At 65.0% G+C, this 15,642-nt stretch carries 12 protein-coding genes; 3 read left to right on the top strand and 9 right to left on the bottom strand.

Annotated features, from left to right (window positions below; all coding sequences use genetic code 11):
* Positions 1-76: 76 nt before the first annotated feature.
* From ACTQWE_RS01205 to ACTQWE_RS01165, 9 genes are all read right to left on the bottom strand, one after another.
* A complete protein-coding gene (locus ACTQWE_RS01205) occupies positions 77-289 on the bottom strand; it encodes a hypothetical protein (protein ID WP_441856057.1) in 213 nt (70 codons plus the stop codon).
* 1,323 nt (positions 290-1,612) lie between these two features.
* Positions 1,613-3,835, bottom strand: a complete 2,223-nt coding sequence (gene ligA / locus ACTQWE_RS01200; RefSeq protein ID WP_441856059.1) for an NAD-dependent DNA ligase LigA — start codon at positions 3,833-3,835, stop codon at positions 1,613-1,615.
* A gap of 100 nt (positions 3,836-3,935) precedes the next feature.
* Positions 3,936-4,445, bottom strand: a complete 510-nt coding sequence (locus tag ACTQWE_RS01195; RefSeq protein WP_441856061.1) for an NUDIX domain-containing protein — start codon at positions 4,443-4,445, stop codon at positions 3,936-3,938.
* A 195-nt stretch (positions 4,446-4,640) separates the two neighbouring features.
* Positions 4,641-6,101, bottom strand: coding sequence for a S1C family serine protease (locus ACTQWE_RS01190; protein ID WP_441856063.1), 1,461 nt, complete (start codon positions 6,099-6,101; stop codon positions 4,641-4,643).
* A gap of 205 nt (positions 6,102-6,306) precedes the next feature.
* Complete coding sequence (locus ACTQWE_RS01185; RefSeq protein ID WP_441856065.1) at positions 6,307-6,981, bottom strand: winged helix-turn-helix transcriptional regulator; 675 nt, start codon at positions 6,979-6,981, stop codon at positions 6,307-6,309.
* A 181-nt stretch (positions 6,982-7,162) separates the two neighbouring features.
* Complete coding sequence (locus ACTQWE_RS01180; RefSeq protein ID WP_441856067.1) at positions 7,163-8,026, bottom strand: amino acid ABC transporter ATP-binding protein; 864 nt, start codon at positions 8,024-8,026, stop codon at positions 7,163-7,165.
* 3 nt (positions 8,027-8,029) lie between these two features.
* Positions 8,030-10,246 carry an ABC transporter permease subunit gene (locus ACTQWE_RS01175; protein ID WP_441856068.1) on the bottom strand — a complete coding sequence of 739 codons (2,217 nt, stop codon included), beginning with the start codon at positions 10,244-10,246 and terminating at the stop codon, positions 8,030-8,032.
* A gap of 346 nt (positions 10,247-10,592) precedes the next feature.
* Positions 10,593-11,930 (bottom strand): glutamine synthetase family protein, encoded by a 1,338-nt coding sequence (locus tag ACTQWE_RS01170; protein ID WP_441856070.1) that lies wholly within the window; start codon positions 11,928-11,930, stop codon positions 10,593-10,595.
* 276 nt (positions 11,931-12,206) lie between these two features.
* Positions 12,207-12,413 (bottom strand): FeoB-associated Cys-rich membrane protein, encoded by a 207-nt coding sequence (locus ACTQWE_RS01165; RefSeq protein WP_441856072.1) that lies wholly within the window; start codon positions 12,411-12,413, stop codon positions 12,207-12,209.
* Between the two features lie 311 nt (positions 12,414-12,724).
* On the opposite strand from ACTQWE_RS01165, the gene ACTQWE_RS01160 reads away from it, so the two are divergent.
* The 3 genes from ACTQWE_RS01160 (at position 12,725) to gpmA (ending at position 15,538) form a co-directional block, all read left to right on the top strand.
* Complete coding sequence (locus tag ACTQWE_RS01160; protein WP_441856073.1) at positions 12,725-13,267, top strand: glutathione peroxidase; 543 nt, start codon at positions 12,725-12,727, stop codon at positions 13,265-13,267.
* A 136-nt stretch (positions 13,268-13,403) separates the two neighbouring features.
* Positions 13,404-14,624: a cation diffusion facilitator family transporter gene (locus ACTQWE_RS01155; protein ID WP_441856075.1), complete on the top strand. Its 1,221-nt coding sequence runs from the start codon at positions 13,404-13,406 to the stop codon at positions 14,622-14,624.
* 152 nt (positions 14,625-14,776) lie between these two features.
* Positions 14,777-15,538 (top strand): 2,3-diphosphoglycerate-dependent phosphoglycerate mutase, encoded by a 762-nt coding sequence (gene gpmA, locus ACTQWE_RS01150; RefSeq protein WP_170104387.1) that lies wholly within the window; start codon positions 14,777-14,779, stop codon positions 15,536-15,538.
* The last annotated feature ends 104 nt before the right edge of the window (positions 15,539-15,642 follow it).

The following is a 15,642-nucleotide window of genomic DNA, read 5'->3' as shown; positions in this document are numbered from 1 at the left end:
GAGAAGGACGTCGCGGCGAAACTCTTGCAAACCCACAGACCGCGGCATCCGAACGGAAACCTGACGAGCTTTCGCCCTATAGCCAGGTGACGTCGTCGCTCTCGTACTCCTCCTCCTTCGAACGTGGGAACCTCAGGGTCCTGGAAACGGACTCGAGCTTGCCCTCCTCGTTCAGCTCGCCGAGCTCCTCGAGCCACGTGTGCGGCCTCTCGCGCTTGAACTCAACGGTCTTCTCGTCGTCGTCCAGCCATGCCAAGACGCGACCGAAACGCTTCTCGGATTCCTCCATAGCGAATCACCCCTTGCATTCTTGACTGCGTACGCCACGATTCTAGGGATGCCGGCGCAGCTCAGGGCCGTCGTGCATGAACTGTGAACTGAATTGATGCGATTTTGTAGCAAAGACGTAATTTTATGCATTTGACACAGTACTAATTGCAATTCTGGGAGCCATTTGACCGCAGGCCGACCTTCGCCCGGCCTCATCACGCAAGGCAAAGCCAAGCCACCCTTCGCACCACATGACCTTACGCACTTGCGATCATGGTCGCCATGCGGCACCGGTACACGTCGCGGCCCAGTTTGCAGGGTCGGTGCAAGCTCGCGGTCGACGTGTACCGGGCCGGGTACACTTCGAAGCCCAGTTTGCAGGGTCCCTGCAAACTGGGCGCCCATGTGTACGGGGCGGGTACACATGGGCGCGCTTTTGGCAAGAAGCCGCAAACTCGGGTCAGACGAGTACCATCGAAAGTTGAACCATGTCAGGAACTGTCAGACGTGTACCGGGTCGTTCGTTAAGGATTTGATCGCTCAGCTCGTCTATCTCATGCTATGTGGGATTAGACTAATTCCTCATGGTACACGTCTGACCCGAGTTTGCATTTTCCGGTACACATGGGCGAGTTCCTGACATGGTTAGAATTCTTATGGCACACGTCGGCCGCGAGTTTGCGGGATCCCGCGCGTTTCTGCCCCACGTGTACCGGCGGGACGTGCCTCCCGCACACATGAGGGGCGAGTTTACGCCGGCCCTGCAAACTCGCGGCAGGAGTGTACCGGCGCCTATCGCAAGCGTACTCGTCTGGCCCGAGTTTACGGACCCGCTGCAAACTCGGCGCGGGTGTGTACCCGGGGCCCGGCTCCGCCTGCACGCACTCGGACCGACCTTGCGGAATCGTGCGAGCTCGGGCCGGGTGTGTTGCACCTCTGGGGCCGCCGTGGCAGGAATCCCGGGGTGTGTGACGCGGTGATGGTTAAACGAGTTATGGTACGGCCAACCTACCTGCGATCATGTGTTGTCGAACCAAACGCTCACGTATCACACCCGGGGGATTCTCACATTACGCGAAGCACACCCGCGACTTCGTGGCACGGGGCCCCTATTTACGCAACGCACCGGGGGCGACCTTGCAAGATCTTGTAAACTCGCGGCCGACGTGTGCGGCGGCGGGTACGCGCCCGCCACGACCTTGCAGGGTCGTGCGAACTGGGGTCGGGTGTGTGCCCGCGCCCCAGTCGCCCCTGCACACACCAGGGGTGACCTTGCAAGATCTTGTAAACTCGCGGCCGACGTGTGCCGCCAGCCCGCATGGCGCGAGGCGCCCGCAGCTCGCTATCCCTCGACCGCAGGCACCACGCCCGTCGCAAGGATCTCGTCCAGAGCCGCCTCGTCCAGCACGGGCACCCCAAGCTGCTGCGCCTTCGTCAGCTTCGAACCCGCCGCCTCACCCGCAACGACGTAGCTAGTGCGCTTCGATACGGAGCCGGACACCTTCGCGCCCATCGCCTTCAGCAGGTTACCCGCCTCGGTGCGGGTGTGCCCCTTGAGCGTCCCCGTCAGCACGAACGTGAGCCCCGCAAGCGTCTGCGGCTTCTCCGGCTCCTCGCCAAAGCCCTCCTGCTCCAGGCTCACCCCGCTCTCGCGCAGGCGCTCGATGACGGCGACGTTCTTCTTTATCGAGAAGAACTCGCGCACGCTTGCCGCAATCTTCGGCCCAATGCCGTCGATCGCGGATATGTCGGCCTCCTTTGCGAGCATGAGGCGCTCCATCGACCCGAATGAGTTCGCAAGCAGCGCGGCCACGTTCGCACCCACGTGGCGGATGCCCAGGCCAAACAGCACGCGCGCAAGCCCGCGGCCCTTGGACTCCTCTATCTGCCCCATGATCTTCCCCGCGATGGTCGGCCCCACCACGATGCCGTCGCCCTCGAGGTGGTCCTTCGTGCTCGTCTCGTACACCCTGCCCGTGTCGACGGCCGCAAGCTCGTCCGCCGTGAGCGTGTAGAAGTCGGCCACGTCCAGCAGCAGCCCCTGCTCGACCATGCGGCCCACGATCTCGTCGCCAAGGCCGTCTATGTCCATGGCGTTGCGGCTGCCCCAGTGGATCAGGCGCTCCGTCGCCTGCGCGGGGCAGTCGATGGACACGCAGCGGTACGCCACCTCGCCCTCCTCGCGCACGACGGGGCTGCCGCAGCTGGGGCACGTCGCGGGCATCTCCCACAGCGGACGGACAAGGTGCTCCTCGTCCTCGCGGTCGAGGGGCCCCACCACCTCCGGGATGACGTCGCCCGCCTTGTGCACCACGATGGTGTCGCCCACACGCACGTCCTTGCGACGCACCTCGTCTATGTTGTGCAGCGTCGCGCGCGCGATCGTGGAGCCCGCCACCACCACGGGGTCGAACTCCGCCACCGGCGTCAGCACGCCGGTGCGCCCCACCTGCACGCGGATCTGGCGCAAGATGGTGCTCTTCTCCTCCGGGGGAAACTTGAACGCAATGGACCAGCGCGGCGCGCGCGCCGTGAAGCCAAGGCTCGCCTGCGAGGCGAACGAGTCCACCTTCACCACCACGCCGTCGATGTCGTAGTCCAGGTCCTCGCGGTGCGCGAGCGCGTCCGCGCAGTACGCGTGCACCTCGGCGGCGGTCGCCACGCGGCGGGCGTGCGGGTTCACGCTAAAGCCGCAGTCGCGCAGCCAGTCCAGAAAGTCGCTCTGGGTCGCAACGTCCAGGGGGTCCTCGTCGGCCACGGCGTATATGAACGTCTCCAGGTCTCGCGCGGCCGTCACCTTCGGGTCCTTCTGGCGCAGCGACCCGGCGGCGGCGTTGCGCGGGTTCGCGAACGGCGCCCTGCCGGCCGCGTCATTCTCCTCGTTCAGCCGCACGAAGGAATGCTTCGGCATGTACACCTCGCCGCGAACCTCGACGGAGTGTCCAAAGCCGCCGTCGGCCACGCGCGCAAGGCCGGCCTTCCCCAGCGTCGTGGGGATGTCCTTTATCGTGAGCGCGTTATGCGTCACGTCCTCGCCCGTCGTGCCGTCGCCGCGCGTCGCCGCGCGCACCAGACGCCCGTCGCGATACGTCAGCGCGATGCCAAGGCCGTCGATCTTCAGCTCGCAGGTGTAGGCGACGGGCCCCTCCCCCGCGGCGGCAAGCGCCTCCTCGGTGCGGGCGAGCCACTCGTCCAGCTCATCCAGGTCCATCGCGTCGTCTATGGAGTACATGCGGCGCGCGTGGCGCACGGGCGCAAACTGCTCGCTCACGTAGCCGCCCACGCGCTGGGTGTAGGAGTCCGGCGTCACCAGCTCGGGGTGCGCGGCCTCGATCTGCTGCAGCTCCACCAGGTAGCGGTCAAACTGCGCGTCCGTCATCTCGGGGTCGTCCAGCGCGTAGTACGCGTATGCCGCGTGCGAAAGGATGCGGTTCAGCTCGGCCGCGCGCTCGGCCGGCGTGGACGCGCCGGCGCCGCCCCCCGGCACCTCCGGAGCCTGGTCCCGCCCAAACAGCGAGAACTGCGTGCCTGTCGCCGCCGTCTGCCTTGCGTCCCGGTCTGCCATGCGCTTCCTCCCTACGTCGCCACAAGACAAGAGATTATCTCACGGCGCGCGCGGCCGGGGCGGAAAGCCGCAAAAGAGGCACGCCCCCGCACCGCCGGCGCTATGCCAGCCCCACGGACTCCAGGTGGTGCCGCACGAACCACTGCGCAAGGGACCCCTCCGGCATCCGTCCCAGCACGTCCCCAACGCTCACCCACCTCAGCCGGTCCACCTCACCGGGTCTCGCGCGGGCCTCCTCCCCCGTGGCGTGGCACACGAAGTTCGCCATCAGCGTGTTCGAGGGCCCATAGAACCTGCTCGCGTTGAACGCCACGGAATCCAGCTCGAGCCCCGTCTCCTCGCGCACCTCGCGCCGCGCGGTCGACTCCAGGTCCTCCCCGCGCGCGACGTAGCCCGCCACCAGGATCCCGCGCTTGCCATACTGGTCGATCGTCAGGATGCGCGTGCCGTCCGGGTGGTACACGATCATGCTGCACCCCACGCTGAAGCCGGGGTAGCGCCACGCCCCGCAGGTCGGGCACCACGGCTCCGGTCCGTCCTCCGGCTGCTCCCTCAGCACGAGCCTCGTCCCGCACACGTGGCAGAACGCCGGGTCGCTTGCGTATTCCATGCGCGCATCCCTCCCGCACCATCGGCGCACATAGGCCTTCGAACCAAAGCCCAGGCCGCGCAGGGCGCCGCGCGCTCTCGCGGTGCGCCCGTGCGCGCTCGCCCGCGCCAAGCCGTGAGGCCGACGCGGGCGAGAAGTGCCTGGCTCTGGATTGTATCCCTCACGCGGGCGCCGCGCCATGCGGCCCCGCGGTCCCTAGCTCTGGTTCGAGCTTCCGGACGTCCCGTCCGAGTACGAGCCGCCGTGGTTCTGGTTGAGGTAGTTGTAGATCTCCTGCATCAGGTCCTCCTGGGACGAGCCGCTGCCAGACCCGTTACCGTATCCGTCGCCCAGGCCGTTGTTTTGCTGCGTGTTCTGCTGCTGGCTCTGCTCCTTCAGCTGCTTCTGGAGCTCCGCATCGTCGCCCAGCGTCACCTCGACGGTCTTCTTCGAGTCGCCGCGCATGAACGTCACCTTGACCGTGTCGCCAATGTCGTGCGAGCGCACCGCCAGAATCATGCCGTCCGCAGACGTGATCTCGTCGCCGTCGACCGCCACGATGATGTCGCCCTTCTTGATGCCGGCCTTGTCGGCGGGGCTGCCGCTCGTGACGTCGGCCACATACGCGCCCTGCTTCACGGAAAGCCCGTTCGCCGTGGCGTTCTGGGCGTTCACCGTCTGCATCGTCAGGCCTATGTAGGCGTGCGTCACCGTCTTGCCCGCGATGATGGTGTCCGCGATCTTCGTTGCGTAGTTGCCCGGAATCGCAAATCCTATGCCCGCGAAGGACTCCGTGTCAGACGAGAAGAGCGTGCAGATGCCAACGAGCTGGCCCTTCGAGTTCACGAGGGCGCCACCGGAGTTGCCCGGGTTGATGGCCGCGTCCGTCTGGATGAGGTTCGTGTAGATCGTCTCGCCGGAGGACGACTGCATCGTCTGGTTGCGCGCAAGCGAGCTCACGATGCCGGCCGAGACGGACTGGTCCAGGCCAAACGGGCTGCCCACGGACATGACCCAGTCGCCCACGACGAGCTTGTCGGAGTTGCCCACCTCGATCGGGGTCACCTCGTCGTCGCCGATGTCCGCCTTGATGACGGCGATGTCGCTCGACGCGTCCGAGCCCACGACCTTCGCGTCGTAACTCTTGTTGTTGATGGTGACGGAGATGGAGGTCGCGCCGTCGATCACGTGGTAGTTCGTGATGATGTCGCCCTTCTTGTCGTACACGACGCCGGAGCCCAGGCCAGAGCCTTCGCTCGTCGTGACGTTCACCACCACGACGGACGGAAGCGACTTAGCCGCGGCGGCCTGGGCCGTCGTCGCCTCGTCGGTGTTGTCGATCTTGATGGTCTTTCCGGCGGTCGACTGCGAGGTGGTGGCGGAGGACGACGCGGCCGCGCCTCCCAGGTAGCCCGTGCCAAACAGCGCGAGCGTCACGAGCAGCGCACCGACGATGCCGCCGCACAGCCCCACCAGCGCGTTCCTGAGCGTATGGCCGCCGTGGCGCTTGCCGCCGTCCGGCCCCTTGCCCGCATCCGGCGCACCTGCGCCGTTCGCGCCCGTCTGATCCTGCGCGCCCTGCGCGCCAGGCTGCGCCGGGCTCACGCTGACCGTGGGCTGCGCAACCGTCTGGTCCACGCCCGGAATGGGTGGACGGCCGTTGTCGTTCTCGCTCATGATGACCCCTCTTCCGTCGGGCGCCTCGCACCCGTCCGACCTCTGTGTACACCCTCACTGTACCCGTCGCATGTCGCGACAGACGCTCTTCTCGCCCTTGACACGTCACCAGAACAACGCTTTTGGTTAGCTGAAAGTCTGGGTAACAAAAAACCGAGCCGCGAGGGCTCGGTTTGCAATCTGGCGTGCGGCCTGACGATGTCGCCTAGATCTTGAACAGGTAGCCAACGCCGCGCACCGTCACGATGTGCGACGCCACCTGCGGGCCCACCTTCGAGCGGACGCGCCTGATGTGCACGTCGACCGTGCGGGTGCCGCCACAGTACTCGAAGCCCCACACGCGGTGCAGCAGCGTCTCGCGCGAGTACGCGCGCGAGGGGTGCGTCGCCAGAAACGAGAGGAGCGAGTACTCCATCAGCGTCAGGTCGACGGGCTTCTCGTCGATGTAGACCTGGTAGGTCGCGAGGTTGATGGTCATGTTGTCCACGGTGACGATGTCCGCCGGGGCGCTCTCCTCGCCGGGCCACAAGAGCAGCGCGCAGCGCACCTCGAACTCCGCCTCGCTCGCCGTGGAGGTGATGAAGTCGTTCCTGCCCTGCGCGGGAAGGTGGAGCGAGCCGAGCTTCGACTCGTCCTGGATGACGAGCGTGGGGATGAACCCGTTGTCAGTGACGTAGGAGTCGACGGCGTTGAGCGTGTCCTGCTCGAGCCCGTTGGAGTCAAGCACCACCAGGTCGAAGTCGTGCCCAGAGGAAATCGCCTGCGCGAAGGTCTCGGGCGTCGTCGGTAGGATCGACACGTCCAGGGCATGCTTTAGCTCTCGCATACGCTCGATGTAGCGAGAGGTCTTTGCGACTAACAGGATGTTCTTGTGGTGCATCCACGGCCCCCAACCCACAGTGCTCGCCACGCAAAAACCGAGGGCACCCTAAGGTGCTCTCGGCTTACATTATCATACATTACAAGTTGCAATGTAAACTCTCGTGCGCTGAAGCAAAAATCTGCATTTTCACGTACGTAACGCCCGACAGAAGCTACGAGAACCTATCAGGCACGTACGCCTAACGGATGTTGCCCAGGAACTCCTTCGTGCGCTGCGTCTTCGGGTGGTCGAACACCTCCTCGGGCAGGCCCTGCTCGACCACGACGCCGCCCTCCATGAACACGACGCGGTCCGCGACGTCGCGGGCGAAGCCCATCTCGTGCGTGACCACGATCATGGTCATGCCGCTGTGCAGCGCGAGGTCCCTCATGACGTTCAGGACGTCGCGCACCAGCTCGGGGTCGAGCGCGGAGGTCGGCTCGTCGAAGAGGATGACCTTCGGGTGCATGGCGACGGCGCGCGCGATGGCGACGCGCTGCTGCTGGCCGCCGGAAAGCTGGGGCGGCTTGTAGTCCGCGCGGTCCGCGAGCCCCACGGCCTCCAGCTGCTTCATGGCCTCGACGCGAGCCTCCTCCTTAGGCTTCTTCAGGACCTTCACCTGGCCCACCATCACGTTCTCGAGCGCGGTCATGTGCGGGAAGAGGTTGAAGCCCTGGAAGACCATGCCAAGGTCGCGGCGCAGCATGTTCACGTCGGTCTTCTTCGTGCCGGTGATCTCCTTGTCCGCGATGAGGATGTGGCCGGCGGTCGGCGTCTCGAGCAGGTTGATGCAGCGCAGCATCGTGGACTTGCCAGAGCCGGACGGTCCCAGCACCACGACGATCTCGCCGTTCCACACGTCCAGGTTCACGTCGCGCAGGACCGGCGTGTCCGTGAACGTCTTGTTCAGGTGCTCGATGCGGACGATCGGGTGCTCGCCCTCCTCGAAGTGGTGCCTCGTCAGGTTCTTGTCGCGCTCGTAGGCAATGCGGGCAGCCTCCTGTGCGTCCATCGCGGGAGGCACCTCGACGGCGTCGATCCTGTGTCCGTTCTTTCCAAACATCGGCTATGCCTCCTGACCTGCGTGGGACCTGAACGGGGCGGCAAGCGCGTCAAGCGCGCTGAAGCTCTTGCCAGCGGATGCCTTGCCGTCGGCCGAGAAGTTCTTCTCGCCTTCCTCGGCGCCCTCCGCGGACTTCGCGGCCCTCTTGCCGCCAGGCCTGGGGCCTCCGCCGTTCTCCGCGTCGGCGAGGCGCGCCTCGACGATGCCGACGACCTTGATGAGCGGCAGCGTGACGATGAGGTAGTAGATGGCCGCGGCCATGTACGGGGTGATGTTGCCGGAGACGGTGGTGAGGTTCTTCGAGAACATCATGAGCTCCATGACGCCGACGGAGGACAGGAGCGAGGTGTCCTTGTAGGAGGTGATGAAGTCGCTCGTGACGGTGGGGATGACGCGGCGGACCATCTGGGGCAGGATGACCGTGAACATGGTCTGCCTGCCGTTCATGCCGAGGGAGGATGCGGCCTCGTACTGGCCCCTCGGGATGGACTGGATGCCGGCGCGGTAGATCTCGGCCTGGTAGGCGGAGGAGTTGATGGCCATCACGATGATGCCCAGGATGTTGTTGTCGATGTTGATGCCGACCATGGGCAGGCCGAAGAACATGATGTAGATCTGCAGGAAGAGCGGCGTGCCGCGCAGGATGTTGATGTAGACCGAGGCGATGCCCCGAAGCACCCTGAACTTGGAGATCCTCATCATGGCGAACAGCAAGCCGAGCACGATGGCGAACGGGTACGCGACGACCACGATGAGCAGGCAGAGAAGCCAGCCGCCGAACAGCGAGACGAACGAGGTCACGAGGAGCTGCGGCTTGAAGAACATGTTGAGGAACGGCACGGAGTTCCATGCGCTCACCCATGCCTGGCCGTCGAGCCACATGACGATCTGCTGCACGGGGGTGTTGGCGCTGGTCTTGATGGACGGCGACGCGGGCAGGTTGCCCTTGACGCCGGCCGCGGTGGTGTAGCTGCCGGTGACCTTGTTCTTGCCGCCCTCGCTGGGGAACTTCATGTCCGTGATCTCGAGGCGGAGGAGCGAGCCCGTGGGAATCGGGGTCTCGAACTTGACGGTGATGGTGTTGCCGCTCGCCTTCGCGGAGCCGTCGATGCTGATGCGCTTGAGGCCCTCGAGCACGGTGACCTTCGTCGTGGAGCCGTCAAAGCTCGCGCCCTTGGGGAGCTTCAGGGTGACGGACGAGACGCCGTCCTTCACTTTGGTGGTCGCCTCCCAGGTGAGGCGGGTGTTGATGCCGCCGATGACCTTGTCGCCGCCGTCCTCGTTAGGACGCGCGGTCGCCTTGCTCACGCTCACGGAGCCGGCGTCGCCGGAGAGCGAGGACGCGCTTGCGGTCGAGGCGGTCGCGCTCTTCTCCTCGTAGTCGACGCCGAACCACTTCAGCTCGAGCTTCGAGAGCGTGCCATCCTTGCGGCACTGCTTCAGCGCCTTGTTCAGGGCCTTCGTGAGCGCGGGATTCTCCTTGCTCACGACGATGCCGTACTGCTCGCCGGTGGGAATCTCCTTCGCGACCGCGAGGTCCGTGTAGGAGTTCTTGCACTCGTACTGCATGACGGGCAGGTCTGCGACGGCGGCCTTGTACAGGCCCGTCGACACGCCGGACAGCGCGGCGATCGGGTCGTCGAGCGCGACGACCGTGGCGTTGGGCAGGTTCTCCTTCACCCAGGACTCGCCCGTGGTGCCCGCCTGGACCGCGATCGTTGAGCTGGCGTTGTCGAGCGTCTTGGTGTCGGCGCCAACCTGGTCGGCCGCGCCCTTCGCGGTGACGAGCCCCTGGTTGGAGTCGATGTACGCGTTGGTGAAGTCGATCTCCTTCTGGCGCTCCTCCGTGATGGTGAAGTTGGAGGCGCCAACGTCGGCCTTGCCGCCCTGCTTGATGGTGGGGATGATGGAGTCGAACTTCATGGGGTTGAGGTACTCGCACTCCAGCCCCATCTTCTTGGCGAGCTCCTGCATGAGCTCGACCTCGAAGCCCTTCTTCGTCTGGCCCTCCATGTAGTCGAACGGCGGGTTCGCAAGGTCGGAAACGACCGTGAGCTTGCCCTTGTGCACGAGGGTCATCTTCTGGGACTCGGCCTTCTTGGCAGAGCCTCCGCTCGCCGACGTGCCGCATCCGGAGATGCCGAGCGCCAGCACGAGCACGATGGACGCCACCAGGATGGCCGGCAGCCTACGCAATCGGACGCAGTTGTTCTTCTTCATTCCTATCTCCCCTTCAAGCTTCCGCTGAAGTCCACGGGCGCGGCGCACGCCGTCGTCCCAACGCACGAACACGCCCACCCCACGGACCCGTCGGTCGCGGCCACATGGAGATTGCAAACCATAATACTGTTGATTTGTGAATATGAAAGTTCTATATATCGTAATTTCGAATATGGAAATGAAGTTGTCAAATATCTGCCAGACGTGATTAACCTTACCCAACTGGTGAAGCAAGACGTACAAAAGCGACCGTCGCATCACGCGAACGGTCGCCTTGTACCTGTGAACAGTATTCAGCATAAATATTACGGGTGCGTTTATGCCATATTACCGAAGCGGGTCATTGCTAGACGCCCGCGTAGTACTTCGCACGCTCCCAGTCGGTCACGGTAGAGCAGTACTCGTCCCACTCCTTGCGCTTCTCCTTCGCATAGAAGTCCGCGATGTGCTCGCCAAGCACCTCGCGCACGAACGAGCTCGACTCGAAGAGCTCGATGGCCTCGCCGAGGTTGCGCGGAAGGCGCTCGATGCCGCTTTCCTTGCGCTCCGCATCCGAGAGGGTCGCGGGATCGACCGTCGACTCCGGCGGGAGCGTGAGCCCCTCCTCGATGCCGCGGATGCCCGCTGCGAGGGTGAGCGCGATCGTGAGGTACGGGTTCGCCGTGGGATCGGGGTTGCGCAGCTCGATGCGGGTGGACTGGTGCTTGCCGGGCTTGTGCGTGGGAATGCGGACGAGCGTGGAGCGGTTCTTGCGGCCCCACGTGGTGTAGATGGGGACCTCGCCGTTCTCGACGAGCCGCTTGTAGGAGTTCACCGTGGGGTTCGAGACGAGGGACATCTCCGGCGCGTACTTCAGGAGGCCGGCCATGTAGTGCTGCGCGAGCTCGCTCAGGTGCGCCTCGTTCTGGGTCTTAGGCGCCCAGAACAGGTTGTTGCCCTCGTGGTCGAACAGGGACTCGTACAGGAACATTCCCGACCCGAGGCAGCCGTTGATGGGCTTTGGCATGAACGACGCGAACAAGCCGTTCTGGTACGCCTCCTGCCTTATCACCACACGCGCGGTCATGATGTTGTCCGCACAGCTGCGAGCCTCCGTGTAGCGCAGCTCGACCGCGTTCTGCGACGGGGACGAGGAGTGGAAGGAGTACGTGACGGGAATGGACATGCGCTCGAGCATGAGCGTGGTGGAGCGGCGGAGGTCCGTCGCGACGTCCGACGTCGTGAGCTCGAAGTAGCCGCCCTGGTCCTGCGGGATGGGGTTGAGGTCGTTGTCGAAGTAGAAGTACTCGATGCGCGGGCCGACGTTCAGGACGTAGCCCTTCGCGTCCGCCGCGCGGAAGACGCGCTCGAGGCAGGAGCGCGAGTCGCCCTCGAACGGCTCGCGCGAGGGCGTCTTGATGTCGCAGAACACGCGCGCGACGCCCTTCTGCTGTGGCCTCCACGGCAGGATCTGGAAGGTTGCGGGGTCCGGGAAGGCGAGCATGTCCGACTCCTCGGACGAGACGAAGCCCTCCACGGACGAGCCGTCGAAGCCGACGCCCTCCTCGAACGCCTCCTCCAGGTCCTCGGAGGAGATCGAGAAGCTCTTGAGCTTGCCCATGACGTCCGTGAACCAAAGACGCACGAAGCGGATGTCGCGCTTCTCTACCGTCCTTAGGACAAAGTCGACATTCCTATCACTCATGTCAGATCCTTCCATCGCGATGCAAGGCGGCGTACCTGCGCACATATCGGTCTTACTGTGGCATATCGAGGTTACGCAAGTGTTTCGTAAGCAGGTGCGCCCGCCGAGTCGCCGCCTTACGCTCGCAAGCGGTCGAGGGTGTCGTAAGCCGTTAGAATACTAATACATCGGCCGCAGCCGCGCAGCGCCATGCGCCAGCACCACACATATATATGTTGCTGCGCACAGGTCGCTGCGCGGCTTGCACGGTGCGCTCTCCCACGTGCGCCGGGCGCGCTATCCGCGGCTTGTTGGATCCCCGAGCGCCTCGCTTGCCTTCGCGACCATGTCCTGCGCCACGGGGCACTTCCCCGCTCCGGTGGCGTGGGCGGCGCACGTTGCCTCCTGGGCGCACCCGGAGCATTCGCCGGAGCCCTTCCGCAGGCTGCGGACGCAAAGCGCAAACGCAACGGCGACGGCCGCCACGATGATGAAGTCAAGCATGATGAACCTCCATGTCGTATCGTACGTCACAAATGTAACCCATGGCTAACTCAATACGTACCCACCCTGGCGGCGTCTACACACCACGCCCACGTCACTCCTCGCCCCCAAGTATGACGCACCACCAGGCACGCGCCGCGGGCGCCCCCCGGACGCGCGCCGCAAGCGACGGCGCCGGCATGCCGAGGGGGCCGCGACCGGGACGCGACGTGTTTCTCGCGTGTATTTTTAATCGTGCGCTATTTTGTTGTCTACTATATTGCTTGACAGCAAGGCGCGGACCCCTCCGCACCACGTGGAAAGGACAGTCCATGAGCTACTTTGACTACACCGTCACCAACAGGGACGGCAGCACCACGGACCTCAGGCAGTACGCCGGCAAGGTGCTCCTGATCGTGAACACCGCAACCGGCTGCGGATTCACGCCCCAGTACGACGACCTGGAGGCCATCTACAAGAAGTACCGCGACCAGGGCTTCGAGGTGCTCGACTTCCCGTGCAACCAGTTTGCCGGCCAGGCACCCGAGTCCGACGACGATATCCACAGCTTCTGCACCATGAAGTTTGGCACCGAGTTCCCGCAGTTCAAGAAGATCGACGTCAACGGCGACAACGCGGACCCGCTGTTTGCCGACCTCGCGACCGAGAAGCCGTTCCAGGGCTTCGGCCGCACGGTGAAGGCCCTCGCGCTCAAGAAGTTCGCGGACGCCAACAACAAGAAGTTCGGCGACAAGGCTTACATCATGTGGAACTTCACCAAGTTCCTGGTGGACCGCGAGGGCAACCTCGTGGAGCGCTTCGAGCCGACGGTCGACATGGCCGAGGTCGAGAAGGCCGTGGCCCGGCAGCTGTAGCCCGGCCGCCGCGTTGCGGCGCCGCCCCGGAAGGGCCACAATGCATATACGCACGTGCCGGCAGGCCGCGGAAGCCCGCACCTGCCGGCACGCCCTTGTCGCAGGTACGCAGAGCATGGAAGAGGGATCAGACATCATGTCAACACGTGACGACGAGCATCAGACGCAGGCGCGCCAGCAGGCGCCCACGGACGAGAAGGACGCGGCCCCGGTGGCCGCAGCTGCGGGCGCGGACCCAGGCGCCCGCAGCCGCGAGGCCACCATCGTGAGGACGAGCGTCCTCGGCATCGGGGCGAACGTCCTTCTCGCCGCCTTCAAGGCGGTCGTGGGCATGCTGACCCACTCCATCGCCGTCACGATGGACGCCGTGAACAACCTGTCCGACGCCATGAGCTCCGTCATAACCATCGTGGGCACGAAGCTCGCCGGCAAGGCGCCGGACAAGAACCACCCGCTCGGCTACGGTCGCGTGGAGTACCTCTCGGCCACCGTGATATCGATCATCGTGCTGTACGCAGGCGTCTCTTCGCTCATCGAGTCCGTAAAGGGCATCGTGTCCCCGCAGACGCCCAGCTACACGACCACGTCGCTCGTGATCATCGCCGCGGCCGTCGTCGTGAAGCTCGTCCTGGGACGCCACGTGAAGGCGACGGGCGAGCGCGTGGGATCGGACTCCCTCGTGGCCTCCGGCGCGGACGCCCTGTTCGACGCGGTGCTCTCCGCCTCGACCCTCGCGGCCGCGGCCGTGTTCATCACGACCGGGTTTGCCATCGAGGCGTGGGTGGGCGCCGCCATCAGCGTCGTGATCGTGAAGAGCGGCCTGGACATGCTGCGCGATACCCTGAGCCAGATCCTGGGCGAGCGCGCGGACGCGGAGCTCGCGCAGGAGGTGCGCCGCATAGTCAGCGCGGACCCAGACGCAAACGGCGCGTATGACCTGGTGCTTCACTCCTATGGCCCCGAGCAGCTCGTCGGCTCCGTCCACACGGAGGTCGCGGACACCCTGCGAGCGGACTGCATAGACGAGATGACCCGCCGCATCCAGCACGCCGTGTACGCGGGCACGAACGGCAGGGTCATCCTGGCCGCCGTGGGCATCTACTCGCGCAACACCTCCGACGACGTTGCCATGCGCATGCGCTCCGAGGTAACGCGCATGGTCATGGCGCACGACGGCGTCATCCAGATGCACGGCTTCCACGTGGACGAGAAGAACCGCCTGCTGGACTTCGACGTAATCCTGGACTTCGCCCTCCCCGACCGAGAGTCCACCTACCGCCAGATCGTGGGCGAGGTTCAGGCGACCTACCCCGACTACAAGGTGAGCGTCACGCTGGACGTGGACGCCGCGGATTAATGCGCCTCGTCGCGAATTGGCCACGATTCGCCGTCAAGTTGGCACGGGTGGGCGCGCGGGCAAGTTCCTCCACATGCGACGCACGCACCTGCCGTAGAATAGGGACAGTTTGTTTGTGTGGTATGCAGGCGTTTCTACGGAAAGGAACTGGCATGGCAGAAGACACGATGAAGCTCGTCATCATCCGTCACGGTGAGTCCGAGTGGAACCTGAAGAACCTCTTCACCGGTTGGACCGACGTCGACCTGACGGACACCGGCCGCGCGGAGGCCGCCGCGGGCGGCAAGGCCCTCAAGGAGCAGGGCTATGACTTCGACGTCTGCTACACGTCGCTTTTGAAGCGCGCCATCCACACCCTGAACATCGTTCTGGACCAGATGGACCGCGCGTGGCTGCCCGTCCACAAGACGTGGCGCCTGAACGAGCGCCACTACGGCGCGCTGCAGGGCCTGAACAAGGCCGACGCCGCCGCGGAGCACGGCGAGGAGCAGGTCCTCATCTGGCGTCGCTCCTTTGACGTGCAGCCGCCCGCACTGAAGCCCGGCGACCCCCGCGACCCGCACATCCAGGACCAGTTCCGCGACGTGCCGCAGGAGGACCTGCCGTACACCGAGTGCCTGAAGGACACCATCGCCCGCGCGTGGCCGTACTTCGAGAAGGAGATCAAGCCGCAGATGGAGGCCGGCAAGCGCGTGCTCATCGCCGCACACGGCAACAGCCTGCGCGCCCTGGTGATGCAGCTTGAGCACCTGACCCCGGAGGAGATCCTGAAGGTCAACATCCCCACCGGCGTCCCCTGCTCCTACACCTTCGACAAGGACTGGAACATCATCGACAAGCACTACATCGGCGACCCCGAGACGATCGAGAAGAAGATCAACGCCGTCGCCAACCAGGGCAAGGCCAAGAAGTAGCCACACCCCACACGGCATGACGGGGCCCCGCGCACACCGGTGCGCGCGGGGCCCTTCTTGTGCGACCGCGATTTCATGCGCATGGACCTATGCCGTGCGCGCCG

It is taken from the genome of Parafannyhessea sp. LCP19S3_B1, from assembly GCF_052121955.1.
GTDB lineage: Bacteria > Actinomycetota > Coriobacteriia > Coriobacteriales > Atopobiaceae > Parafannyhessea.
Note: the sequence above shows the minus strand (reverse complement) of the source record. Positions and strands in the feature narration are given on the sequence as shown.

Excerpts from the sequence above, each read along its gene's own strand:
- ACTQWE_RS01205 (WP_441856057.1), bottom strand. The coding sequence starts at position 289 with ATGGAGGAATCCGAGAAGCGTTTCGGTCGCGTCTTGGCATGGCTGGAC.
- ligA (WP_441856059.1), bottom strand. The coding sequence starts at position 3,835 with ATGGCAGACCGGGACGCAAGGCAGACGGCGGCGACAGGCACGCAGTTC.
- ACTQWE_RS01195 (WP_441856061.1), bottom strand. The coding sequence starts at position 4,445 with ATGGAATACGCAAGCGACCCGGCGTTCTGCCACGTGTGCGGGACGAGG.
- ACTQWE_RS01190 (WP_441856063.1), bottom strand. The coding sequence starts at position 6,101 with ATGAGCGAGAACGACAACGGCCGTCCACCCATTCCGGGCGTGGACCAG.
- ACTQWE_RS01185 (WP_441856065.1), bottom strand. The coding sequence starts at position 6,981 with ATGCACCACAAGAACATCCTGTTAGTCGCAAAGACCTCTCGCTACATC.
- ACTQWE_RS01180 (WP_441856067.1), bottom strand. The coding sequence starts at position 8,026 with ATGTTTGGAAAGAACGGACACAGGATCGACGCCGTCGAGGTGCCTCCC.
- ACTQWE_RS01175 (WP_441856068.1), bottom strand. The coding sequence starts at position 10,246 with ATGAAGAAGAACAACTGCGTCCGATTGCGTAGGCTGCCGGCCATCCTG.
- ACTQWE_RS01170 (WP_441856070.1), bottom strand. The coding sequence starts at position 11,930 with ATGAGTGATAGGAATGTCGACTTTGTCCTAAGGACGGTAGAGAAGCGC.
- ACTQWE_RS01165 (WP_441856072.1), bottom strand. The coding sequence starts at position 12,413 with ATGCTTGACTTCATCATCGTGGCGGCCGTCGCCGTTGCGTTTGCGCTT.
- ACTQWE_RS01160 (WP_441856073.1), top strand. The coding sequence starts at position 12,725 with ATGAGCTACTTTGACTACACCGTCACCAACAGGGACGGCAGCACCACG.
- ACTQWE_RS01155 (WP_441856075.1), top strand. The coding sequence starts at position 13,404 with ATGTCAACACGTGACGACGAGCATCAGACGCAGGCGCGCCAGCAGGCG.
- gpmA (WP_170104387.1), top strand. The coding sequence starts at position 14,777 with ATGGCAGAAGACACGATGAAGCTCGTCATCATCCGTCACGGTGAGTCC.